At 44.6% G+C, this 24,609-nt stretch carries 20 protein-coding genes; 17 read left to right on the forward strand and 3 right to left on the reverse strand.

The window, feature by feature from the left end; all coding sequences use genetic code 11:
* The first annotated feature begins 52 nt into the window (after positions 1-52).
* The 8 genes from ACT89M_RS14315 (at position 53) to ACT89M_RS14350 (ending at position 10,305) form a co-directional block, all read left to right on the forward strand.
* Complete coding sequence (locus ACT89M_RS14315; protein ID WP_090915959.1) at positions 53-898, forward strand: carbohydrate ABC transporter permease; 846 nt, start codon at positions 53-55, stop codon at positions 896-898.
* Between the two features lie 17 nt (positions 899-915).
* Positions 916-1,863 carry a carbohydrate ABC transporter permease gene (locus ACT89M_RS14320; protein ID WP_487345296.1) on the forward strand — a complete coding sequence of 316 codons (948 nt, stop codon included), beginning with the start codon at positions 916-918 and terminating at the stop codon, positions 1,861-1,863.
* 68 nt (positions 1,864-1,931) lie between these two features.
* Positions 1,932-2,093: a hypothetical protein gene (locus tag ACT89M_RS14325; RefSeq protein WP_186809664.1), complete on the forward strand. Its 162-nt coding sequence runs from the start codon at positions 1,932-1,934 to the stop codon at positions 2,091-2,093.
* Positions 2,094-2,184: 91 nt separating this feature from the next.
* Positions 2,185-3,897, forward strand: a complete 1,713-nt coding sequence (locus tag ACT89M_RS14330) for an RICIN domain-containing protein (RefSeq protein ID WP_090915963.1) — start codon at positions 2,185-2,187, stop codon at positions 3,895-3,897.
* A 319-nt stretch (positions 3,898-4,216) separates the two neighbouring features.
* Complete coding sequence (locus ACT89M_RS14335; RefSeq protein ID WP_186809663.1) at positions 4,217-6,532, forward strand: helix-turn-helix domain-containing protein; 2,316 nt, start codon at positions 4,217-4,219, stop codon at positions 6,530-6,532.
* Between the two features lie 288 nt (positions 6,533-6,820).
* Positions 6,821-7,675: an ABC transporter permease gene (locus tag ACT89M_RS14340; protein ID WP_090916500.1), complete on the forward strand. Its 855-nt coding sequence runs from the start codon at positions 6,821-6,823 to the stop codon at positions 7,673-7,675.
* A 27-nt stretch (positions 7,676-7,702) separates the two neighbouring features.
* Positions 7,703-8,629 (forward strand): carbohydrate ABC transporter permease, encoded by a 927-nt coding sequence (locus ACT89M_RS14345; RefSeq protein ID WP_090915965.1) that lies wholly within the window; start codon positions 7,703-7,705, stop codon positions 8,627-8,629.
* Positions 8,630-8,646: 17 nt separating this feature from the next.
* On the forward strand, positions 8,647-10,305 hold the full coding sequence (locus tag ACT89M_RS14350) for an ABC transporter substrate-binding protein (protein ID WP_373323153.1): 1,659 nt from the start codon (positions 8,647-8,649) through the stop codon (positions 10,303-10,305).
* 74 nt (positions 10,306-10,379) lie between these two features.
* Here ACT89M_RS14350 and ACT89M_RS14355 read toward each other — a convergent pair whose 3' ends face one another.
* Positions 10,380-11,522, reverse strand: coding sequence for a family 8 glycosyl hydrolase (locus tag ACT89M_RS14355; RefSeq protein WP_154889088.1), 1,143 nt, complete (start codon positions 11,520-11,522; stop codon positions 10,380-10,382).
* Between the two features lie 291 nt (positions 11,523-11,813).
* Between ACT89M_RS14355 and ACT89M_RS14360 the strand changes: the two genes are divergently transcribed.
* From ACT89M_RS14360 to ACT89M_RS14390, 7 genes are all read left to right on the forward strand, one after another.
* Complete coding sequence (locus ACT89M_RS14360) at positions 11,814-13,097, forward strand: SGNH/GDSL hydrolase family protein (protein WP_154889086.1); 1,284 nt, start codon at positions 11,814-11,816, stop codon at positions 13,095-13,097.
* A gap of 56 nt (positions 13,098-13,153) precedes the next feature.
* The gene (locus tag ACT89M_RS14365; RefSeq protein ID WP_154889084.1) at positions 13,154-13,921 is read left to right on the forward strand and encodes an alpha/beta hydrolase; all 768 of its coding nucleotides are present in this window, start codon (positions 13,154-13,156) and stop codon (positions 13,919-13,921) included.
* Between the two features lie 38 nt (positions 13,922-13,959).
* The gene (locus ACT89M_RS14370; RefSeq protein ID WP_154889082.1) at positions 13,960-14,592 is read left to right on the forward strand and encodes a glycoside hydrolase family 11 protein; all 633 of its coding nucleotides are present in this window, start codon (positions 13,960-13,962) and stop codon (positions 14,590-14,592) included.
* Between the two features lie 93 nt (positions 14,593-14,685).
* On the forward strand, positions 14,686-15,528 hold the full coding sequence (locus tag ACT89M_RS14375) for a formylglycine-generating enzyme family protein (protein ID WP_154889080.1): 843 nt from the start codon (positions 14,686-14,688) through the stop codon (positions 15,526-15,528).
* Positions 15,529-15,779: 251 nt separating this feature from the next.
* Entirely contained in the window at positions 15,780-16,493 is a 714-nt protein-coding gene (gene bglS, locus ACT89M_RS14380) for a beta-glucanase (protein ID WP_154889078.1), read from the forward strand.
* A gap of 183 nt (positions 16,494-16,676) precedes the next feature.
* A complete protein-coding gene (locus ACT89M_RS14385) occupies positions 16,677-17,249 on the forward strand; it encodes a hypothetical protein (RefSeq protein WP_154889076.1) in 573 nt (190 codons plus the stop codon).
* 219 nt (positions 17,250-17,468) lie between these two features.
* The gene (locus ACT89M_RS14390; protein ID WP_186809677.1) at positions 17,469-19,106 is read left to right on the forward strand and encodes an extracellular solute-binding protein; all 1,638 of its coding nucleotides are present in this window, start codon (positions 17,469-17,471) and stop codon (positions 19,104-19,106) included.
* Positions 19,107-19,223: 117 nt separating this feature from the next.
* On the opposite strand, the gene ACT89M_RS14395 is transcribed toward ACT89M_RS14390, so the two are convergent.
* On the reverse strand, positions 19,224-20,864 hold the full coding sequence (locus tag ACT89M_RS14395) for a response regulator (protein ID WP_154889071.1): 1,641 nt from the start codon (positions 20,862-20,864) through the stop codon (positions 19,224-19,226).
* A gap of 9 nt (positions 20,865-20,873) precedes the next feature.
* Positions 20,874-22,583, reverse strand: a complete 1,710-nt coding sequence (locus ACT89M_RS14400; RefSeq protein ID WP_154889069.1) for a sensor histidine kinase — start codon at positions 22,581-22,583, stop codon at positions 20,874-20,876.
* Between the two features lie 145 nt (positions 22,584-22,728).
* On the opposite strand from ACT89M_RS14400, the gene ACT89M_RS14405 reads away from it, so the two are divergent.
* Both ACT89M_RS14405 and ACT89M_RS14410 read left to right on the forward strand, forming a co-directional pair.
* Complete coding sequence (locus ACT89M_RS14405; protein WP_373323151.1) at positions 22,729-23,679, forward strand: ABC transporter permease; 951 nt, start codon at positions 22,729-22,731, stop codon at positions 23,677-23,679.
* 18 nt (positions 23,680-23,697) lie between these two features.
* Entirely contained in the window at positions 23,698-24,576 is an 879-nt protein-coding gene (locus ACT89M_RS14410; RefSeq protein ID WP_154889067.1) for a carbohydrate ABC transporter permease, read from the forward strand.
* Positions 24,577-24,609: the final 33 nt, after the last annotated feature.

Raw genomic sequence — 24,609 nt, forward strand, 5'->3', positions numbered from 1 at the left:
GACACTCCTGAAATCGAAATGGGGAAGTCGTACGTATGCTCAGCAAAAAGCAATGTGGGGTGTCATCTACGTACTTCCGTGGCTGATCGGATTTGTATTGTTTTTCTTCGTTCCGCTACTGGCGTCTCTGCGATACAGCATGAGCACCATTCAAGCCAACGCAGAAGGAATAGCGATTCAATTTACGGGGTTCGCCAATTATATTCAGGCACTTACCGTAAATACAAGCTTTAACCGGGCACTGATTGAGTCCATTACAGATGTACTTGTGAATGTACCGCTTATTGTCATTTTCAGTTTGTTTCTTGCAGTCATTCTGAATCAGAAATTCAGAGGCCGAGCTGTGGCAAGATCGATCTTTTTCTTGCCTGTTATTCTGGCATCCGGCGTCATTATGTCGCTCGAAAGCACAAGTTTAATTGAAGCTGTGAACCAGAACGGCACAGGCGGAAGTGCTTTTGGCACATTGGAACTGGAAGGTCTGATGCTTAATGCAGGTGTAAGCGAATGGATTGTTACGTATTTAAGTGGTGCAGTTGATCGAATCTACCAGATTGTCAGTCAATCGGGTGTACAAATTTTGATCTTCCTGGCCGGTATTCAAACGATCTCCCCGCAGCTCTATGAAGCGTCCAAGATGGAAGGGGCGACAGGATACGAGGCTTTCTGGAAAATCACATTTCCGATGGTCAGCCCGCTTATTTTTGTAAACGCGATCTATACAATTATTGATTCCTTTGCGAATAATGCGATGACCAAATTGATTCGGGACACGGGATTTGTGAAATTTGACTTTGGTCTTAGCTCCGCGATGGCATGGGTGTATTTCGTAGCCATTGCCATTATTCTAGTGATCGTATCGATCATTTTCTCAAAACGAGTCTTCTATCAAGATTAGAAAGGAGGGCATTCCGCGTGACGACATCACGATTATTATCGCATGAGCAATGGAAGAGTTGGCTGTGGTCTATCATCCGATTTGTTCTGATCACCGGACTTTCCTTTGTTATTTTATTTCCGATATTCCAAAAAATATCCACATCGATCAAGGCCAAGGGCGATCTCTATTCGGCAGTAGTTGTATGGATTCCGCAGAACTTCTCGATCGACAATTTTAAGCAGGCCATTCGTGTCATGGATTACTGGGTAACGCTGTTTAATACGTTTGCATTGTCCGCTACAACAACACTGTTGACTACAGCCTCATGCGCGCTTGCAGGTTATGGATTCGCCAGATTGAAGTTCAAAGGAAGCAACTGGCTGTTTGCAGGAGTCATTCTGACGATTCTTGTTCCGCCAACAACCATTCTTATTCCCGTATATCTCAATCTGAAAAGCTTTGATCTGATGGGCCTGATGACGCTGTTTTCCGGGAAGCCGGTGAACTTGCTCAATACGTACTGGCCGTTTATTCTGACAGCCGTTACCGCAAATTCACTAAAGGCAGGTTTGTATATCTTCATATTCCGCCAATTTTTTAGAGGCATCCCGAAAGAAGTAGAGGAGGCTGCATATGTTGACGGCGCTGGGATCAGTCGCACATTCACTCGGATCATGCTACCGAATGCCATTCCATCCATGGTCACCGTCATGCTATTTTCCTTCGTATGGCAATGGAACGACAGCTTCTACACAACAACATATCTGACTTCGAGTAAAGTCATGTCAACACAGTTATCGTCGTTGCCGTACAATCTCGCTCAACAGGTGACAGACGGTGCAGCCTCTCAGGCCGATCCGTTCTATCTGAGCATGATTCAGGATACAGGTATTCTGCTTGCAATTCTCCCGTTAATTATCATTTATTTGTTTGTGCAACGATATTTCGTGGAAAGTGTGGAGCGTACAGGTATCGTAGGATAGCCGTTTAGAGCGAAGAAGTGTACAGCTATTACATGTTCAAACATTCCCAACGAAAGGAGGCATATCTCATGAGTGATTCCAAGAATTATATTAAGGACTATTCCAAGGAAGCTTACCTCAATGAGGTGAGTTTCACCGAATGGCGTACAGCTAATCTTATGTGTTACAGCCCGCATTATCATTGGATATGGAATGGCTTAAGGGAGCGCGCGCCAACCGAGTCTAGATGAGGTTAAATCTTGATCTTGCTAAATATCAGGTTTGACGGTAGCTTCCTATCGCAGTAATGTAAGCCAATTTAATTAAACAGGAGGAATAGCAGTGAAAAAGTTCATGATGTCTTGCAAGCTTTTACTCGTTCTGGCATTACTGATTACGATTGCTCCCTGGGGCGGTAGCCAAGCTGATGCCTGGGTAGGTATGCCTATGGGGAAACTAAAAGTGAGTGGCAAAAACTTGGTCAACAGCAACAATCAACCTGTACTCCTTAATGGCTGGCATCAACCCTCCGGCGCATACTGGACGTATCAGGACAGCAATTATTACCTCAACCTTCATGGTAACAATCGTCATGCCGCAACATTGGCCTATCTGAAAGACATCACAGACACATTTGCAGATACCAGTCCGAAATATGGCAGCAATCATGGATGGAAAATGAATCAAGTACGCCTGTTCATTGATCGTCAGGATATGGGGGATGTGGCGGCAGGTACATATAACTTTGCCGGTGTGCAGACTGTGACGCAGAACGTCATCATTCCTTATATCCAGTATGCAAAAACCAAAGGGGTATATGTCGTTCTGGGCTTGGACTTCACCTTGAAGGATGATCAGGCTACGACAGCTGCCAACTTGCAGAAGTTCAATCAAATCTGGGGTTATCTTGCCTCCCGTCCAGAGATTAAAAGTGCAGACAATGTTCACTTCGAACTGATTAATGAGCCGGTGAAATCGTATGCCAACGGACACTGGGGTGGATACAACGGAGAAAATGATTTCGTGGATCATTGGAATGACCTGCGTAATTTCCAAAATTCCATGATCTCCACCATTCGTAATCAGGGTGCAGACAACGTCATCTGGGCTGCGGGTCTGGGTTACAATCAGTTCTACAGCCTGACAGCAAGTCATCCGTTGACGGACCCTCTGAATAACTACGGTTATGCGGTTCACTGGTATCCAGGGTACGGAGCCTATGACAACTTCAACATTCTGCAAGATCAATGGAACACCAATGTGAAGGCTGCTGCGGATAAATATCCAATTAACATCACGGAAGTGACATGGTTCAAAAATAAACCAGGTGATTCAGCTTACTGGAATCTGTTCAACGGTAGTAATGAAGGTTTTGGGACGAATACCAAAACCATCTTCAATGCAGCAGGCAATGTCAGTATCGCGGCTCATATGAATGGTTTTATCCTCGAACCGGGAGCACGCAGTTCATTCGCTGATCCAACCGCAGGACTGAAGTGGGATGGAGATGCATCTCGAAGTGCGATGGGACGTTTCTTGTTCAACTGGTACAATGAACGGTCCCAGAATTATGGTAGCGGTACTCCAACCAATCCAACAAATCCGTCTACAGGTCTGGTGTCTGGTGCAACGTACAAAATTGTAGCACGCCATTCCAATAAAGTGATTGATGTTCCCGGTGGGCAAAATCAGAATAATCTCCAATTACAACAATGGAGTGATCTGGGCGGTAATCCTCAGAAGTGGGTGCTAACCTCCATTGGTGGGGGCAACTACACGCTGACGAGTGTGAATTCACCTGATAAAGTGATTGACATTCGTAACGGTACACAGACCAATGGTGAAGCTGTGCAACTTATGGCTAATCTCAATACAACGGCACAGCATTTCAAAGTGAATGATCTGGGCAATGGGTACTACAGCATTATCAATGTGAACAGCAATAAAGCCATTGAAGTTGAGAACGCTTCCACATCGGATGGAGCCAAACTTCAACAGAACACCTACACGGGCGCAACGAACCAACAGTGGAAATTCGTAGCGGTTAGTAATTAACTAACCTCAACATTTCCATCACGAAATTAGTGGCAACAAATAACCTTTTCAGGTCATCTGATGACTTGAGAAGGTTATTTTTATTGTACCTATGTATGGATACAACGAAATGGGATGACTGAAAAGGTTGTTATTCATTGCCTTTGTCTCGTGAAGTTGCACATTACGCTGGAGAAATCAAGTATTGTATAGCTACAGGTGTAAATGTACCATAGGGAAGAAGTTGTACCTTCACTGTTCAGAAATGCCCGTTGTATCATGAAATGATGATCATACACCGTTAAATGTAAGCGCTTGATTAGAAAAAGGGGGGAGTACATTGAAGCTCCTATGGTCCAAATTTTCACCGATGTTCCGTCGTTATTTGATTTCGTATCTAATCATTCTAATGATTCCACAGATCGCCGGATACGCCTCTTATCGGGCATCCATTGAAGCGGCAAGGGCCAGCTCGATAGAGAACAGTCTGAAGTCTCTGAATCTGGGCAAAGAAATCATTGAACGGAATCTGCTACAGGTCGAAGCGTTTACGAGGCAATTAGCCATTAATCAGGAGCTGTACCGTTTGATTGCCGATCCCAAACCACTGGATTCCTACAATGTTTATGGCATAGGTAAAATGCAGCGAAGTTTATCCATGTACAGCAGTACAAACGAATACTTATCCCATTTTTTTATTTACATTCCAAACTATAACGTCATTATTACACCAAATACGGTCTATTACAGGCCAGAACATTATTATGCAGCCAATGCAATGGAGGGTATGACCTTCGAAGAGTGGAGCGAAAACATATTGAAAAAGCCACACTTTAATGAGATTATTCCACTTCAGAATTACAAACGTGAAATAAGCAGCAACTTGCGTACCACCGCACCGGCAATTACCTTTCTGCAATCCTTGCCGCTGAATAGTTTCAATAAACCACAGGCTACCATTGGTGTTTTAATTGATGAAGATGAGATGGCTAGCCTGACCCAGCATATCGTTGATCAGTATGGCGGCTGGACTTTGGTTCGAGATGCGAACGGCGAAATTATCTTCTCACGCGGTATTGAAGAAGCAGAAGCGCAGCGTTTGGCGCAAAATGTGGGTAACGATTCGAATGAGGTACAGCCTATTGAAGATGGCCGACTGCTTATATCCATTCATTCAGATCGAAACGGCTGGAGTTACATGGCAGGTATTCCCGAGAAAGCACTTATGACCAATGCGGATCAGATCAAGAAAGTGACATTGGCCTTTACGCTTGCAACATTGACGCTTGGTTTAGGTTTTGGACTGATCCTGGCCTATCGAAATAGTGCCCCCATCTACAAACTGTTGTCTGCCTTCCGAGAACAAGTCAGTGAACCTTCAGGTAAAAGGCGTAATGAGTATGATTTTCTAGCAAGCCATATTCATCATTTAATCGCCAATAATCAATCGCTGGAGAACGCGCTGAATGAACAAATTCCGCTCTTGCGCGATGGATTCATCAAACGTCTGCTTACGGGTGAGTTCTATACTACTCGTGAACTGGAAGCTATTTCTTCTCAGACACAACTATCCATTGAGAACAGCCAGGGGATCACTGGTTTGCTCAAGGTGAACGGTTATGCGAGTCTGGATAGCGAAGAAACGATTCAGGAGCTTGGTGTGGCGAAATTAATTATCAGACAGACGATGACAGAATGGAACGAAGGTCTGCTGATGACGGACTGGGGCACAGATCAGATTGCTTTTATATGTCCCGTAACCGAGATGCCGCTGGAAACAGCAATACGTCATTGTGAGTCTGAACTCAGCAGATTAACCGAACTCATTTATAAGGAATACCGGATATCAACAACAATCGGTACCGGAGCCGCATACGAAGTTTGGAATGATGCAGGCCGTTCATTTGATGAAGCCAAACAGGCCATGGAATATGCGATTCATATGGGAGCAGATGAGCTCGTCCGATTTGAAGATACATTGAAGGAAAATGAAATGTACTATTATCCCATTGAGTCAGAACAGCGCTTGCTGAATACGATCAAGGCAGGAGAACTGGAAGAGGCTCTTCGTATTTTGGATCAGCTGTTTGCACGCAATTTCGAAGAGCGCGAACTTTCCTATGAGATGGCACAACAATTTATTATGGAGTTAAAGGGAACATACCTGAAGCTGGATGAGCCCAAAATCAAACACGATGATTCCTTTGCAGAAGAATACAAAAATGGTGTCACCAGTATCCAGATTACCGATTCCATTGCCGCATTACGTGGTAAATTCAAGCGCTTAACCGAAGATATGTGCAAAGAAGTGCTGCGAAAAAGATCATCCACACATGCGGATACCGTACAAGAAATTACGTGTTATATTGAAAATCATTATGGCGACGCGAATTTGACGATCTACCGAATCTCCGAGCATATGGGGAAATCCGAAAAATTCATCTCCCAACTATTCAAAGAGCATACCGGAGAGAATCTTTCCGATTATGTGGAGCGGGTGAGGATCAATGCAGCGTCTGGACTGCTTCGGGAAAGTGACCAAACCATCGATGAAATCGCACTTTCTACGGGATATAACAGTGCGCATTCATTCCGCAGAGCATTCAAGCGTGTACGCGGCATTTCACCAAGTGTATTTCGGAAGATGGATAATTAGGTCGCTAAATGTACGCTGCTCATATAGTATCTATGCGTATAATGTACGCTGATTTCCGAGATGTACCTTTACGATTCCCTCAGGTCGAACTTATGATATGGGCACAAAGAAAGCGCTACCAAAACAAGGTGACGCTCACTTCAACCATAGGGTTCACTGACTGGGGGGATGATTCTGAGAACAACAATAACAAGTGAAAGCAAGTCCGGTGTGAAGGAGCGCAAGCGATCAACATTACAGCATGCGCTAGCCAGAAGTTTCAGGAGGCATTGGCAGTTATATCTGCTCATATTGCCTCCGGTGGTGTACTTTATCGTTTTCAAATATGTACCGATGGTGAATACGGTCCTTGCATTTAAGGATTATAACGTCATCAAAGGAATTTGGGGTAGCCCTTGGGCTGGCACCAAGTATTTCGACCTGCTTTTCCAGAATCCCGCTTTTATGACTTTAATCAAAAATACGCTTCTCATCTCGTTCTACAGCCTCATCGTCGGATTTCCGATCCCGATCTTGCTGGCACTGGCTTTAAATGAGATCAAAAACATGAAGTTTAAGAAAACCGTGCAGATGGTAACCTACGCACCGTATTTCATATCCACGGTCGTTATGGTATCGATCATTATGCTATTCCTCTCGCCGAGGCTCGGTATTGTCAATACCATTGCAGGTGCACTTGGCTTTGAATCGGTGAATTTCCTTGGTAATCCAGACATGTTCCGCTCAATTTATGTTTTTTCTGATGTATGGCAGAGTATGGGATATTCAGCAGTCATCTATCTGGCTGCGCTTGCGGGCATTGACCCTTCATTATATGAGGCGGCCAAAGTGGATGGAGCTAATCGACTGCAGAAGATTATTAACGTGGATTTGCCCGGCTTGTTGCCGGCAGCCGTCATTATTTTAATTTTGAGCGTCGGGAACATTATGGCGGTAGGATTCGAGAAAATATATTTGATGCAAAACCCGTTAAACCTGTCTGCTTCAGAAATCATCTCCACATATGTCTACAAAATGGGACTATTAAACGCCAATTACAGCTTTGCTACAGCGGTTGGTTTGTTCAACTCTCTCATTAATCTCATCTTGTTGTTAACCGTCAATGCAGCTGCAAAACGGCTGTCCAATACAAGCTTATGGTAACCACACGGAGGGGAGGAGACTTGAAGGATGTCTAATTTACAATCACAGGCAGGTCGTTCACGAGCCAACAAAAACCCTGTCATTAGAGAATCGCCTGGGGATCGCTTGTTTATTACGGCAATCTACATCATTCTGTCACTCGTGCTGGTTGCTGTGTTGTATCCTTTGATCTACATCGTAAGTTCGTCACTCAGCAGTCCGTCAGCCGTTTCTTCAGGCAAAGTCTGGCTATGGCCAGTTGATCTGTCATTCGAAGGATACAAGGCTGTATTGCGAAATGAACAGGTGCTGATGGGATACGCCAACTCATTGTTTTATACGGCATGTGGCACATTTATCAGCGTAGCATTAACAATTATGATCGCTTATCCACTGTCTAAAAAGACCTTTGTTGGTCGCAGTACGCTGATGATCTTCATCACGTTCACGATGCTCTTTGCCGGTGGTTTGATTCCAACATATCTGGTTGTTAAATCCCTGGGACTCATCGATACACGCTGGGCGCTTCTGATACCTAATGCGATCTGGGTGTGGCAAGTCATTATTGCACGAACATTCTTTCAAAATTCCATACCGGATGAGCTATCCGAAGCGGCTGATATCGATGGCTGTAGTGACATTCGGTTTATCTTCAGTGTCATCCTGCCGCTTGCCAAACCCATTATTGCGGTGCTGTCTCTGATGTATGCGGTTGGTCAATGGAACGCTTACTTCGACGCACTTATTTATCTGAAATCGCAGTCGCTCTACCCGCTACAGCTGATTTTACGAAGTATTCTTATTCTAGGTAGCTCAGGCAATATGGATGCTTCCGAAATGATCAAACAACAGCAAATGGCTGAACTGATGAAGTACTCCTTGATTGTCATGGCCAGCTTACCGGTTCTGATCATCTATCCTTTTGTACAACGTTATTTCGTACAAGGCATGTTGATCGGCTCAGTTAAAGGATAAGTTCAATTACAACTTTCATGAGGGAGAGGATTTTATTGAAGAAAATAAGTGCGCTTGGATTAATAGCTGTGCTGGTTCTTACGTTGGTACTAGCAGGCTGCTCGTCATCCGATAAGAGCAATGGGGAAGTGGATGCGGACGGGAAAGTCCCGATGAATGTATTTGTGCACCAAGGATCAGATATGAACCTCGCAACCAATAAATTCACGAAGAAAATGGAGGAAAAGTTCAATATCAAGTTCAACTGGACGACAGTTCCTTTTGACGGAGCAGCTGAAAAAAGACAGATATCCCTTGCTTCCGGGGATTATCCGGATCTGTACCTGCTCATCCCTTGGGTAGATCGTTTCTCACAGACTGACTTGTTGAAGTTCGGGCAACAGGGTGTGATCCTGCCGCTGAATGATCTGATTGATCAGCATGCGCCTAACATCAAGAAGGTGCTCGATAGCAATGATTACTACAAAGCAATGAATACCGCACCTGACGGTAAAATCTATGGACTGACCGGGCTGAATGAGTGTTTCCACTGTTCGTATCCAAACAAGATGTGGGTGAATACCAAATGGATGGAGCAGCTGAATATCAAAGAACCAACAACGACAGAAGAGTTCCGGGAAATGCTGAAAGCGTTTAAAACGAAAGATCCGAACGGAAACGGCAAGGCAGATGAAGTACCTCTGAGTGGTTCTACGGAGAACTTTGGTGTACACATTATTCCCTATCTGATGAATGGTTTCATCTATGACGATGACCGGAATTACCTCATTCTGAATCAAGGCAAAGTTGAAACGGTAGCGAATAAACCGGAGTGGAAAGAAGGTCTTACGTACATCAAATCCTTATATGATGAAGGGTTGATTGATCCGGGTGCTTTTACGCAAAATGTAGGTGCCTTCAAGAAAATTGGAGACAATGCTGACGCGCAGCTTCTGGGTGCAGGAGCGGCTATGCATCCATCCTTGTTCGTAACCACGGCTGAAGGGTCACCGTACGGCAATGATTACAATCCGATTCCACCATTAAAAGGGCCAAATGCTGAATATGCTTCGTACAACTATCCGGTCGATCCTGGTGCAACATTTGTACTGACCAACAAAGCCAGTGAGCAAACGCAGATTACAGCCATAAAAATGCTGGATTACTTCTATACCCAAGAAGGAGCTATGGCTTCATATCTGGGCGAAGAAGGCTTAAGCTGGCGCAAACCGGAAGAGGGAGAAGTGGCTCTGAATGATCAGGTACAGCCGCTCTATAAAGCGATTCCGCTTCCATCCGGAGAAGAACCTCGTAATGACAGCTGGGCTGCATTAAGCCAGTACAATCATCACCGGGCATATCGCGATGCAGAAGTACAGGGAACAGATATCTATGCCAACGATGGGTATGAACGTCGCCTGTACGAAGCAACATTGTTGATGGAAGGTAAAGAACCTAAAGAGGTTTTCCCGCATTGGGCATTGTGGGTTGATCCATCCCTTGCGGATGAAACCAGCATGATGCAAACCAATATCAAGGATTATATCGACCAGAATGCGTTACAATTTGTTACAGGAGCAAAGAGTTTGGATAAAGACTGGGATGAGTATGTGAAAGGACTGGAAGGGTTGAATATGAATCGTTATCTGGAAATTATGCAGTCTGCGTATGATGCTTCATCCGTGTCATCCAAATAAAAGAACAAATTAAAGGAAAGACGGACCTTACTCGCAGCATGCGGTGGGCCCGTCTTTTTTGTCGTATTTGCGTCTTAATATGCCCGATATCTTCCGCTTAAGGCGAGCATGGTGAAGAAATAAAGACAGTTATCGTAATAACGACGTTTTCCCTGGCGAAGCGGTGTGTTCCAGAATAACCGAACAAAATCATCTGCATGAGGGCCATCTGCTGCCAGTGAAGCCATCGCATTGGTTGCCAGCAAACCTACAGGATGTAGTGCAGGTTCGTCAAAAGCCTCACCCTCGATCGTATACCGGCGATAATCCGCTACGTCGATATCACTGAAAAAGGCCTGAATCCGATTGGATTGTTCCACTTGCCACGGATCTTTACGGAACCATTCCCAGTCTAGGGCAATGTTAGCTGCTACGCGATAGGCATCACTGTAAAAATGCCTGAAATCCCCGTGCGGCTGAATCGGAGCAGGAGTGCCGTCATAATTGGCGTATTCAGGCGAAAGCCCGGTTACCGGATGACAGGCTGTACGCAAATAAACCCGGCTTGCTTCGGCAGCTTCTTTCCAGAACGTCTGATCTGCTTCATTCGCGTATTCGGCAAACAGTTCATAGAAATGAGGAAGATGATAGGAAGGGTCGCTGAAAGGTAACTCTGGAATAAACTTGATTAGTCGGTTACTCGCTTCCCACATGGGATCGCCTTCACCTTGTTCTCCTTGATGCAGACAAGCATGTAGAATCTTCTGAGCTTGAGTTCTGTAATCATAAGGGGCCGGCCCATCACCCCAGCGATTCGAGGCAAAAAATAACGCCATGGCAAAGAACTCTTCACCATCAGGAGCAGGCCCCGGAGATAGACGGGTTCCATCCGGTTTGCAATGCCATGCAAAATAATCCTTGTATCGTCCTTCCGTATGTTGCATATAGGTATGAGCATAATTCCACAGACGATCAAATTCCTCTTTTTTATTCATCTGTACAGCCATCATCATGCCATAGGACATACCTTCGGAACGAACATCGTCGTTACCCGTGTCCAACATATAAGCTTTGTCTTCGCCAACAGGATAGTAGATTCGTGTATGTTCATCTCCATAAAAAAGATCATTCCAAGTCTGTTCCAGCCTTGCGTTGATTTCTTCTTCGTTATACCCCGATTTGTGAAAAAGATTGACATATGTACCTGTCTCATAAGCGCCTTTTCCTGTGATATTCATGAGATCCTCCTTCTAAAATGCTTATATATGAAAGTATATCATTCGTAATACTACTCAAATTAAAGCGTTTACATGGAAAATTATAGGTGTGTTATACCATCTATTTCCATTTCGTGATACGGATGATATATTTAGGCAAGTCCTATAGTTTATCAGGTTGTTGTTAAATTATGTAAGCGCTACACTCGGAGAGAAGGAACCGCCTGATATCGACATCAGTCAAGTCCAGGTTTCTTCACATGGCAATACTCAGAGTGTAAATTTTCGCTGGAAGGTTGGTGAGGATGTAACATGCTTGGCGATTCAGGAGATGTAGATGAGAATCAAGGAACCCATGCACCACGTGACCCCGTAGGAGTTACCGTTTCATCATTTGAGGCTGAATTTGATTATAACTCTCCGACTTATCTTGACATGATCGACAGATCACTCCTGAATTTGGGGAACAACGTCAGATTAAAGAGAGCGATCGAGAAAGCCAGACGTGGTGAACCTGTTGTCATTGCTTTTATTGGGGGATCGATTACTCATGGCGCTGGTGCAGCACCGATTCATCTCCAAAGTTATGCCTACCACTCTTATGAACACTTTAAAAAAATGTTCGCTTCGATGGACAGCAGTGCAGTAAAGCTGATCAAGGCGGGTGTAGGCGGGACGCCTTCGCAACTTGGCGTCATTCGTTATGAGCAGGATGTGCTCCGGGATGGCAGCGTGCAACCGGACATTGTCATTATCGAGTTTGCGGTAAACGATGCTGACGATGAGACGCGTGGAAACTGTTACGAAAGCTTAGTATTGAAAGCGCTTGCTTCTAGTAACGAACCAGCGGTCATCCTGCTTTTCAGTGTGTTTAAAAATGATTGGAATCTTCAGGATCGTCTCGCTCCTGTAGGCTTTCATTATGATCTGCCTATGGTTAGCATGAAGGATGCTCTTGTAGAGCAGTTTCAGAAGACGAAAGATGAAGGTGGCATAATAACCAAAGAGCAGTACTTCCATGATATTTATCATCCCACCAATGTGGGACATCGGATCATGGCGGATGCACTGGCGAATTTGTTTCGTGTGACAGATCGTACGAATCTCGATCAGAAAGAAGATGAATTAACGAAGTTACCGATTATTGGAAATGATTATGTGAATGTCAAACTATTGGATCGGAAAAACGGGGAGCAGATTGGCCAGATTGAATCAGGAAGCTTCAGTCTCATAGACACAGAGCTCCAGATGACCGAGATGGACGATCATGATTATGGTACACCGCTTTTTCCGAACAACTGGATGTATGTTCCTGGCGAAACAGCTGGTGACAAAGGTTTCGAGCTGCATTTGCGGTGCAGCCGGCTCATCCTGATCTTTAAAGACTCGGACAGTGATAGCTTCGGAACGGCCCATATTAAAGTAGATGGTGAACTTGTCAAAGAGGCGGATCCGCACCAAGTGAACTGGACTCATTGCCATGCCATGCTTCTATTTAGTAACAAGGAAGTGGGGAAACATGTTATTGAGATTGACATGGCACCTGGACAGAAGGACAAGCAGTTCACCATTCTGGGTTTTGGTTACGTTGATTAGCGGGAACTTGATTTGAGGTTTAGAGGATTTTGCTAACCGTGAAAGGAGTAAGACCAATGATAGCTTCAGCATCTGCTGGTTTTGACCAGTATCGTGATAACATAACACGCGGCGTAGTTGAAACGATAGAGTATGATTCCAAGACGGTTGGCAACGTGCGTAGAGCGATGGTATATACGCCGCCAGGCTTTTCTTCGGAGCTTACCTATCCTGTACTCTATCTGCTGCACGGAATTGGAGGGGATGAGAAGGAGTGGCATACCTATGGTTCTCCTGCCATCATCCTGGACAACCTCTACACCGATCATCTCATCCAGCCGATGATTGTTGTTTGTCCTAATGGGCGTGCAATGGCTAACGACCTTGCGGAAGGTGACCTCTTTGATCCTGAGAAAATTCGGGCATTTGAACAATTTGAATCGGATCTTATTCAGGATCTTATCCCGTATATGGAGTCCCGTTACCCGGTAGCTCAAACAAGGGACAAAAGAGCCATTGCTGGCTTGTCTATGGGTGGAGGACAGTCTTTAAACATCGGACTACGTAATCTGGATCATTTTGCATGGGTTGGTGCTTTTTCAGCAGCGCCGAACACTAAAGCGCCGGAAGTACTTGTTCCAGATCCCGCTACAGCGACATCGCTTCTGTCATTGCTCTGGGTGTCTTGTGGTGATCAGGACAATCTGATTCAGATTAGTGTTGATGTTCATGAGTATATGAAGCAGCATGGCGTACCTCATATTTGGTATGAAGAAAGCGGAGGGCACGACTGGCCCGTATGGAAAAATGATCTGTATCTTTTTTCCCAGCGTCTCTTCAGGTAAGTGAATTACAAAAATAAAATATCAGGAGGTTTTTCCCTATGTTCAAATTCGGCAAAAAATTGTTGACCGTTGTTCTTGCAGCTTCCATGAGTTTTGGTGTATTCGCCGCTACGACGGGTGCTACAGATTACTGGCAGAACTGGACGGATGGCGGGGGTTACGTTAATGCTGTGAACGGTTCGGGTGGTAATTACAGTGTCAATTGGCAAAATACAGGGAATTTTGTTGTTGGTAAAGGTTGGACTTACGGCACACCTAATCGTGTGGTTAACTATAACGCTGGTGTATTTTCACCTTCCGGCAATGGTTATCTGACGTTCTATGGCTGGACCCGTAACGCACTTATTGAATACTATGTGGTAGATAACTGGGGCACATACCGCCCGACAGGAACTTACAAAGGCACGATGACTAGTGACGGTGGTACGTATGACATCTATACAACCATGAGATACAATCAGCCATCTATTGACGGGTATTCAACATTCCCGCAATACTGGAGTGTTAGACAATCTAAACGTCCAATCGGTGTGAACTCCCAAATTACGTTCCAGAATCACGTAAATGCGTGGGCGAGCAAAGGAATGTACTTAGGGAACAGCTGGTCCTATCAAGTGATGGCAACTGAAGGATATCAAAGTAGCGGTAGCTCGAATGTGACTGTCTGGTAGTCGTCATTATCGTTTTTTTCCAGCCTAGATTCAAGCAAGACAGATCTACGGATCTGTCTTGCTCTCAATTCCCGTTTTAAAGGAGACTTCCAGATGAGAAAGTGGATGGTATTTCTGCTCATCGCAACTGTTGTTGGATTAAGTGCTTGTTCGACAGGTGGCAGTACAACCGTGAGCGATGATCTTGTATTGGTAGAGGGTGGAGCATTTAAGAGCAGTAAAACCAGTTATAGCGGCAAAGATATCACACTGTCTGACTTTTATATCGGCAAATATGAAGTAACCCAGAAACAATGGGCTGACGTTATGGGAGACAATCCCTCTGGTTTTAAAGGTGAAGACCGGCCCGTTGAAAGAGTGAGCTGGTACGATGCAATCGAATACTGTAATGCACGTAGCATGAAGGAAAATCTCAAACCGTATTACATCATTGATAAAGAAACGATGGATACGAATAATAAGAATGAAAACGATAATGTCAAATGGACTGTAACCATCAATGAAGATGCGAATGGATATCGGCTGCCAACGGCAGAAGAATGGGAATATGCCGCAAGTGGCGGACAAAAGAGTGAGAATTTTACTTATAGCGGAAGCAACAATCCAGACGAAGTGGCGTGGTACTGGATGAATGCCGGTGAAAAACCGTTAACAGGAGATTGGAACTGGCCAGCCATTGAAAACAATCGGAATCAAACCAAGCCAGTCGGTCAGCAGAAGGCCAATGAACTAGGCATTTATGATATGTCTGGTAATGTTAGAGAATGGTGCTGGGACTGGCACAGCCACCCGGAAACCCCGGATAACACTTGGAGAGTCAGCAAGGGAGGCGGCTGGGTCAGCAGTGTAAATACAGAAGAGATTTCATATCCAGGAAAATTCGATGCGAATGGCCTTGGTCCCGATCAGGGATTGCGAGTCGTACGTAGTAAATAACGAGGCCTGTTCATTTAAAATGGGCCTTCAGGCATTTCGCCTGGTAAAGGGAAGCAATCTTAAAAAATGAATATGAGTTCTTTAAACTTTGCTATAGTTCGTCCATTATGTAGCATATAAAATGGAAATACCAACCAATGTAAGCGCTTTACAAAAATAATTAAATCGATTAACTTGCTGTTGAATATAAGAACGAAAAGGAGTTGTGTTCATTTGTTTACATGGTTGGAATCAAAGGTGGAGGTGTATTGATGAAGAGGAAGACATGGTTGACATTAATGGTATCGGGAGTGGTTTCATTATTTATTTCGGTAAGCGCTTTCGCGGGATGGGTGTTTTGGGAACCGTTGACGTATCACAATGCAAGTACCTGGCAGAAGGCGGATGGGTATTCCAACGGTTCCATGTTCAATTGTACGTGGCGGGCAAATAATGCTAATTTTACGAATGATGGCAAGCTGCGGTTGAGTCTGACAAGTCCTTCAAACAACAAGTTTGATTGTGGTGAATATCGGTCAACGAATACTTACGGGTATGGTCTGTATGAAGTAAGCATGAAGCCTGCTAAAAATACAGGAATTGTATCTTCTTTTTTCACCTATACCGGTCCTGCTCATGGCACACAATGGGATGAGATTGATATCGAGTTCCTGGGCAAAGACACAACGAAAGTCCAATTCAATTATTATACGAACGGCGTTGGAAATCATGAGAAAATCGTAAATCTGGGTTTTGATGCGTCCCAGGGATTCCACACGTATGCGTTTGATTGGCAGCCAGGTCACATTAAGTGGTACGTCGACGGTGTGCTTAAACATACGGCTACAACCAATATTCCGAAAACACCGGGTAAAATTATGATGAATATCTGGAATGGAACTGGCGTGGACGGATGGCTGGGGTCATATAACGGTGCTAATCCATTGCATGCCGAATATGATTGGGTGAAATATACAAGTAATTAACAGAAGCTCATGACTACTCAGGAGTAGCCATATAGCCACATGAAACAGAGGAGGGGATCTCATCCCATGCTCCTCTGTTTTTTATGTTCATTTTCAATCTTTACAGAACGAATAAAACGTAAGATGATGAAAGAAAAGGGCAAAATCGATCGATCTCACTCGAGAGGATGGAGAACCATGAGCATGAATAAGCAAAATGATACGAATAACAACCAAGCTTCCGAGCAGTTTATAGAGCTGTTAGGTCAACCATATGATGCTAAGCAGGTACAAACGTTTCTTGAACCCTTCGGTGTAAAAAGAATAGCGAAGCCAGACGGTCCTTTTCAGGATGACATCATCTGGTCTGTTAAAGCATCTGTGCGTATTGATGTGTATCGCTCCCCCAAAATCAATACGTTAACCGGACGTGATGATCTCCCTGCGGATGAGTGGATCATTGGAGCGATTTATTTTCTTGCACCGGGTTCGGACGATCGAATTAAAAAACCGTTTGCAGGACAATTGCCCAAAGGCATAACGATGAATGCAACACCTGACGAATGGATTGAAGCATATGGTCAACCGGATATCTATGAGCAAGGTGAATGGCTTGGCGGCAGTGGCCCTTATCTGGCTTGGCGTAAATCCGACATCAATATTTCTGTTGAATATGAAACGGATGAGGACAGCAGTGTGATCACATGTGTTAAGTATTGCTTAATTGGCTGTATGGGGGCTTGGAAGAGTGATTACCCGGAAGTGTTCTCCCCCTAATTAACAAGAGAGACAGAAGTAAGACATTGTACTAATGCAACATATGTATTCACTTTTTAATATCCTAAATAAATACAATAAATGTTGCAATATTAGTATGGGCATCCATATGGTTCATTCATTATGATGGACTCTGTAGACAACATCACTACATACAGGGGGACACACAAGTTGAGAACAATCAGGAAAAGAAAGATTGGCGGTTTGGCTTTGGCCGGAATGTTGGCGCTTACAGCAGTTCTGAGCGGGTGTAACAGTGGAGCAAGTAAAGAGGCTGCACCGAGCACACCGAGTACTGCACTGGAATTGAAGGACGGGAAGTATGATCCACCCGTAAAACTTACTTATTTACGTCCTTGGGGACCCGAAATCAAATTCAAATCTGGTGAAGATCAGGACAATAACGTACACACGAAATGGGCAAAAGACAAGCTCGGCATTGAATTGAAAAATCAATGGGTGTCACCATCCACCAACAACGCGTTTGAAACGAAGCTTCGTCTGTCACTGGCTTCCAATGCAGAAATGCCGGACATCATCTCGTATCGCGGTGACTTCAATCTGGCACGTGAGCTGATTGAAACGGGCAAATTCGTCGATGCTGGAGAATTGTTTGACAAATACGCAAGTGATACCTGGAAAGCTGCCGTGAATGAAGATCCTTCCGTATGGTATCCGTATATGCAGGATGGTAAACGGATTGGTATTCCGATTCTGGATTACTCCTACAACAGTGATCCAGTGATGTGGATCCGTGAGGATTGGATGAAGAAGTTTAATCTGAAAGCGCCCGAAACGCTGGCTGATCTTGAAGTGATCATGGATACGTTTACGAATAAAGACCCAGATGGCAATGGTAAAAAAGACACTTACGGTCTGACCATCGGATTCAAAAACTGGCTCAGCACATGGATGTCTGATGCTGGTTGGGTCTTCGGAGCCTATGGCACGATGCCAAATCAGTGGAATCTGAACGCAGAAGGCAAACTGGAGTATGGCTCTGTAAATCCAGGAGCAAAACAAGCTTTGGCAACACTGGCTGACTGGATGAAAAAAGGATACATTCCAGAAGAAGCCGGGGTCTATGATGAAACCAAAGCAGCAGAAGAGTTTACAGCAGGTAAAGCAGGAATTGTTGTCGGACCTCACTGGATGCCGTCATGGCCGCTCGAAGATGTGAAGAAAAACAATCCGGAAGCGGAGTACAAAGCTTACCCGATTCCATCTGGACCTGATGGCAAAGCAGGCAGACGCGGTACCGCGAACGACAACGGTGTAATTCTGATTAACAAAGATATGAAGAACCCGGAAGTCTTTTTCACATATCAAAACTATCTCTTTGATCACTATGCAAATCCAAAAGCAGGTGATGAATTCGAACACGGCTTCGCTGAAGGCTACGACTGGGCAATGAAAGACGGCAAAGTAACAACGGATGCTAGTGTGACAGGCGGTTATGCACCTGAGAAATACACATTAACGTTTGACGGTGCACGTATCCCGAGTCTGAACATGACTACGCTTGCGAAGTTTGCTAACGGTGAAGAAGCTACAACACCTTTCGAGAAAAAACTCAAGTCTGGTGTACCTGCACCAATGGTGGAAGCGGCGAAGATTGTTCAGGATCAAAAAGATATCGCATTAAAACAGATGTTCACAGGTGCACCAACGATGTCCATGCAAATGAACAACGACATCTTAACCAAAATGGAGAAGGACCTGTTCTCACAAATCATCTATGGTAAAGCTCCGGTTGATGCTTTTGATACGTTTGTAGAGAAGTGGAATTCTTCCGGTGGAGATCAAAATACGAAGGAAGTTAATGAGTGGTATCAATCCGTAACTAGCGGCAAGTAAGTACGAGCGAAGTAACTTGATTTTGTCCGTTATTTCATTCTAACCAAGCTGCTAAGGCAGGTAGAAAACTACAAAGAAAAGGCCTTGCTGGAAACATTCCAGCGAGGCCTTTTTGCTTCACACCGGCAGATTCTCTCTATATTCCTGCGGTGTCAGATCGTAAAACTTTTTGAATACCCGAATAAAATACGCCGTGTTGTTGTAGCCCACAAGCTCCGCAATTTCGAATACCTTGGCGCTGGATGAACGCAAATAGTATGCTGCTTTTTCCATCCGTAACCGATAGACATAGGCTGTCAGCGCTTCTCCAGTCTCTGCCTTATACACTTTGGAAAGATACACCGGGTGCAGATGGACATGATCGGCAATAGCCGGTAGGGAAACATCGGAAGCCAGATGCAAATCCACAAAGCTTTTGACACTGCGAACGATGGTGCTGTGATTATCCTTAAGCTCCTGTTCTGCGTCTTCACTGATGGAATGAAGTGTGCGGATCGACCAGTCTTTCAACTGCTGGGCGGTAGCATAGCTTGGAGCCTGAAAGTATTTATACGTTTCGGCAGGAAGGACAGAAGAGATCTGTTTTCCGTTCTTGTGGATGATATAAGCAAAGGCTCCAGCCAAAGCATGATAAACCTCAATCGTTGTTTCCGCGATATCATGATGTTGGGCCGATTCGAGCAATTCTTCGAAAATGATCTCAATCTTCTGTTCCACATCGTCAAAGCGACCAGCTTCGAGAAGACTAATTAGGGTTGGCGGTTTGTACAGAGAGCGGATGGCAGGAAGGGGATGTACATCCTTATCATCTGATGCCGTAATGAACAAGCCCTGAGCATGTCCCATACGCTTCCGCATGGATCTGACAGCACTCTCATAAATCTCTCCAATCTCATTAGGGAACTTGCCCCAGTGAGAGACTGCGATTGAAATAGCCCCTTTTAAATATAACTGAACGTTTGTCTGGATTTGGGCAGCGTAATGTTCCAGCAACGTTTGAGGGTTCTCCTCTTTGCTCACATTATGCATACCGCCTTTTTTGACACTAACCAGTACAACCAGATAATCATGGACATCCCGCGTATGCCACATATGAAAATGGTGCTGCGTCACCTCGCTGATAATGTTGCTAATGGCATACTGCATCAGCGAAAGATCATGGTCAGCCATCTCGGATAGATGTTCTTCCATTCGAATGACAAGCATGCCCAGCTCCTCACCGACCGAATAGGGCAGATTTAATAATTCCAGCTTGTCCGCGAGTGCGGAGGAGGCATAGGTTTTTCCTGTCAGCAATTCATGAAGCATCGTAGATTGCAATAACGGCAAGTTATCCTGGAATGCATGTAAGGCACGTTGATAGGAGGCCGCCGCTTCCCATTTTTGCTTGATTCGGTCAACGAGTCGCTGTACGGTTTCGATCAGATCTTCATCACTTACAGGCTTCAGCAAATAATCAAAGCTTTCCTGAGCCATCGCTTGTTTGGCGTATTCGAAGTCGGCAAAGCCCGAGAGTAAAATCGTCTGCACATGCGACCATTTTTCGTGGATGGCCGTAATCAACTCAATACCGGACATTTCCGGCATGCGAATATCCGTGATGACGATATCAATATCATGATTCTCCATAATTTCCAGTGCTACGGCACCTGACAAGGCTTCATGTACAGTACCGATTCCACAGGTTTCCCACGGAATGGTTTCCGCCAGCGTTTCTACAACCGAACGTTCATCATCAACTAACAAAATTTGTAACATGTACTTCACCTACTCATTGATATTGTTGTACCATGTAATGCTTACCTTAACGCCTCCTCCAGGCGTATGTTCATAACTTAGACCCGCATTTTCACCATACAAAAAAGACAAACGCTGATGAACATTCCAAGTTCCGCATCCCATGTTGCCATCAAGCGGTTTGTTCAGATTATCGACCAACTCTTGCATCTGATTCTCGGTCATACCTAGCCCGCTGTCCTCGACGGTGATCGTACACATTTCATCCGTATGATAGCCTGTTATGTTGATATGACCGTCTTCAGTACGAGGTTCAATGCCATGGATGATAGCGTTCTCAACGATAGGTTGTAAGCTTAAACGGGGTAACGTTTTATGTAGCATATCGTCCGGTACATCGATGGTAAAATGCATGCGTTCCAGCCGGAGCGCCTGGATTTCCAGGTAATTTTTCACCATGGTCAGCTCTTCTTTAATGGTGGCCTGATCATTCTCGGATCTGGTGATGTATCGATAATACTCACCTAAATTCAGCGCCATCGCCACAACGGCTTTCTCATTTTTCATCCTTGCCATATTTTTGATGTAGAAGAGGCAATTGTATAGAAAATGCGGGTTAATCTGTGATTGCAACTGCTTCAAAGTGGCTTCACGTCTTCGGAGCTGTTCTTCGTACACGTTCTCAATCAGCTCCTGAATTCGCTGCGCCATGATGTTAAATCGTGCAAACAATAAACTGAATTCATTACGTGACGAATGATGCAGACGAACGGAGAAATCTCCAGTCGACAAACGGTTCGTTCCCTTTACGAGTTGAAGCAATGGAAGCTGCACACTTCGATACAGTACATACAACACAACAACACTCATGGCAATTAGAACGGCTATGGAAGCGTAGAAGAGATTGCGACTATTTGTGATCGGCCCTAGAATTTGCTGCATAGGCACGTAGTCTACATAGTACCATCCCAGACTGCCTGACTCTATGTACGAAACATAGTATTCTGTGCGGTCGAGCGTCGTGGTGAATCCGCCTTTTCCCTGCAACGACATCTCTTTCAGCTTGGACTGAATCGCAGTCAATGTGCCATTTCCACTACTGTTGCTAATTAAGCCAAACTCGGGATGGAACATAAAGGGGTCACCTTTGTTATTCAATTTGTTCTGATCCAGCATATTGATCAAATGATGTACTGGAAAGCTGATCTTGGTAATCAGTCTCGACTTCCCAGGGGTGTCAATCGCTGTCGTTGGATCGGTCGTGTACCACTCGAATTGATTATGCTTATATGCCCATGATTTCGAAAGTGGCTTGGAAAATTCATCCTCCGCATACGGGATATAAGCATAATAATCCGTAGAAATGACTTTTTGCAACCTTGGAAAATAAAGGGTGATGGTGGAATGCCATTTGCTGGCTGCATTATACAGATTCATCTTTTCAAGAATAGAGCTTCCAACTTTGACACGTTCATAAGGCACATCTGTGTAATCCGGCCGCTGATATTCCTGTATGCTCGAATCTTGCCCAATGGACATTCCATAGAGAGATAATTGGTAAATATTGGATTCTACAGAATCGGCAAAAGTGGACAAATGATTCATAGTATTGTTCTGAATTTCGTGTTCGATCACCCGAACACTTTCCCGGTTCGAATAGGTGTACAGAAACAAAACCAGGACAAGCAATGCTACAAATAACAGTGTAATTTTGGTAAAGACATTCAGACGAGCGAACAATGCGTGGCCTCCTCAACTCATTAAAATATTGTTATCGTTGTTGCAATATTAGGATATAGATTGCTAATAACCGTTGCTATAATTTTAATATACAAGTTCATATCCACTTGTAAAATACAAATTTTAGAACATGGGGGATGTAGGGGTGAAGGAACATACGTTAGAAACGCCTCGCAAAGGGCGTGCCATCAAGGCAAGACAGCGCTGGAACATGCAACGGAATTGGTCCTTGCATTTGATGCTCGTACCAGCGGTTTTGCTGGCAATTGTATTTCAGTACATACCAATGGGCGGGATTGTGATTGCTTTCCAGGATTTTAAACCATACCTCGGATTTACCGAATCCAAATGGGTAGGTTGGGATAATTTCAAGTATTTATTTTTATACCCGGACGTAGGCCAGGTCATCTGGAATACATTGGTCATTGCATTTTTCAAAATCATCGCAGGTTTAATTGCTCCATTCCTGTTCGCGATTTTGTTGAACGAAGTTCGTTTAAATGCCTTTAAAAGGGTCAGTCAAACACTGGTGTACCTGCCGCACTTTCTATCATGGGTTATCCTGGGCGGAATATTGCTTGATATCCTTTCGCCGCAGGGCGGTATGGTCAACAAACTGGTGGTTGCACTGGGAGGAGATCCGATCTTTTTCCTGGGGGATGGAACATGGTTTCGGATAACACTGATTGTTAGTGATGTTTGGAAAGAGTTTGGCTTTGGCACGATTGTATTTTTGGCTTCTCTGTCCGGCATTAACCCGGCACTGTACGAAGCTGCGGAAGTGGACGGTGCAAACCGGTTCAAACAAACACTGCACATTACCATTCCGGCCCTGATGCCAATTACAATCGTACTCATGACACTCTCCATCGGAAACATTTTGAATGCAGGATTCGATCAGGTATTTAACCTCTACAATCCGCTCGTTTATGACAAAGGTGATATCATCGATACCTTCGTATACCGTCTTGGTATCTTAAACGGCAAAATGAGCTTCGCAACGGCTGTAGGGCTGTTCAAATCGGTCGTGGCAACCATTCTGATCGTCATCTCATATCGCATGGCTTACAAATTGGCGAATTACCGCGTGTTCTAGTAGAGAGGAGAAAAGGGCTTGTATTACAAAACAAAAGGCTACCGAATATTCAGCGTTGCGAACTATATTTTTCTCGGCGTATTATCACTGCTTTGCATTCTGCCTATCATTCATATTTTGGCCGTTTCGTTCAGTAGCATGGCACCCGCCTCAGCCAATCTGGTCGGCTTCTGGCCGATTGGTTTTACGACAGATGCATATGTCAAAACGTTCGGTAATTCCAATTTCATTAATTCCTTGCTAGTTTCGGTTAAACGAACAGTCATTGCTACCCTGATCGGTATGGTGATTATGTTACTTACCGCATTCCCGCTGTCGAAGGAAGATCTCAATTTCAAAGGCCGCTCGATCTACACCTGGTTCTTTGTATTTACGATTTTGTTCAGTGGAGGTTTGATCCCGAGTTATATTCTGATCCAAAAGCTCGGTCTGATGGATACGATCTGGGCGCTTGTACTTCCAGGTGCACTGTCCGTGTGGAATGTTATTCTGATGATGAACTTCTTCCGCGGTCTGCCTAAAGAGCTGGAGGAAGCGGCTTATCTGGATGGAGCAGGTCACATTAAAACGCTGGCGCTCGTATATATACCGCTGTCCATGCCAGCGATTGCAACCTTGTCCTTGTTTACCATGGTAGGTCAGTGGAACTCTTGGTTCGACGGCATGATCTATATGTCTGATGTCAAAAATTACCCACTGGCTTCCTTGCTACAAACCATTATCGTGCAGCAAGACCTCAGTAAAATCAACGTGGACCCATCCATGCTGGAGAATGTTTCCCAGCGTACGGTTCGCGCAGCACAGATTTTCATCGGGGCGTTGCCGATTTTGGTCATATATCCATTCTTACAACGCTTTTTTGTTAAAGGTATCGTCATTGGGGCAGTAAAAGAGTAGTACTGCCCTGCAAGTGACCACACATTCTAGGGA

It is taken from the genome of Paenibacillus sp. NN59, assembly GCF_057597225.1.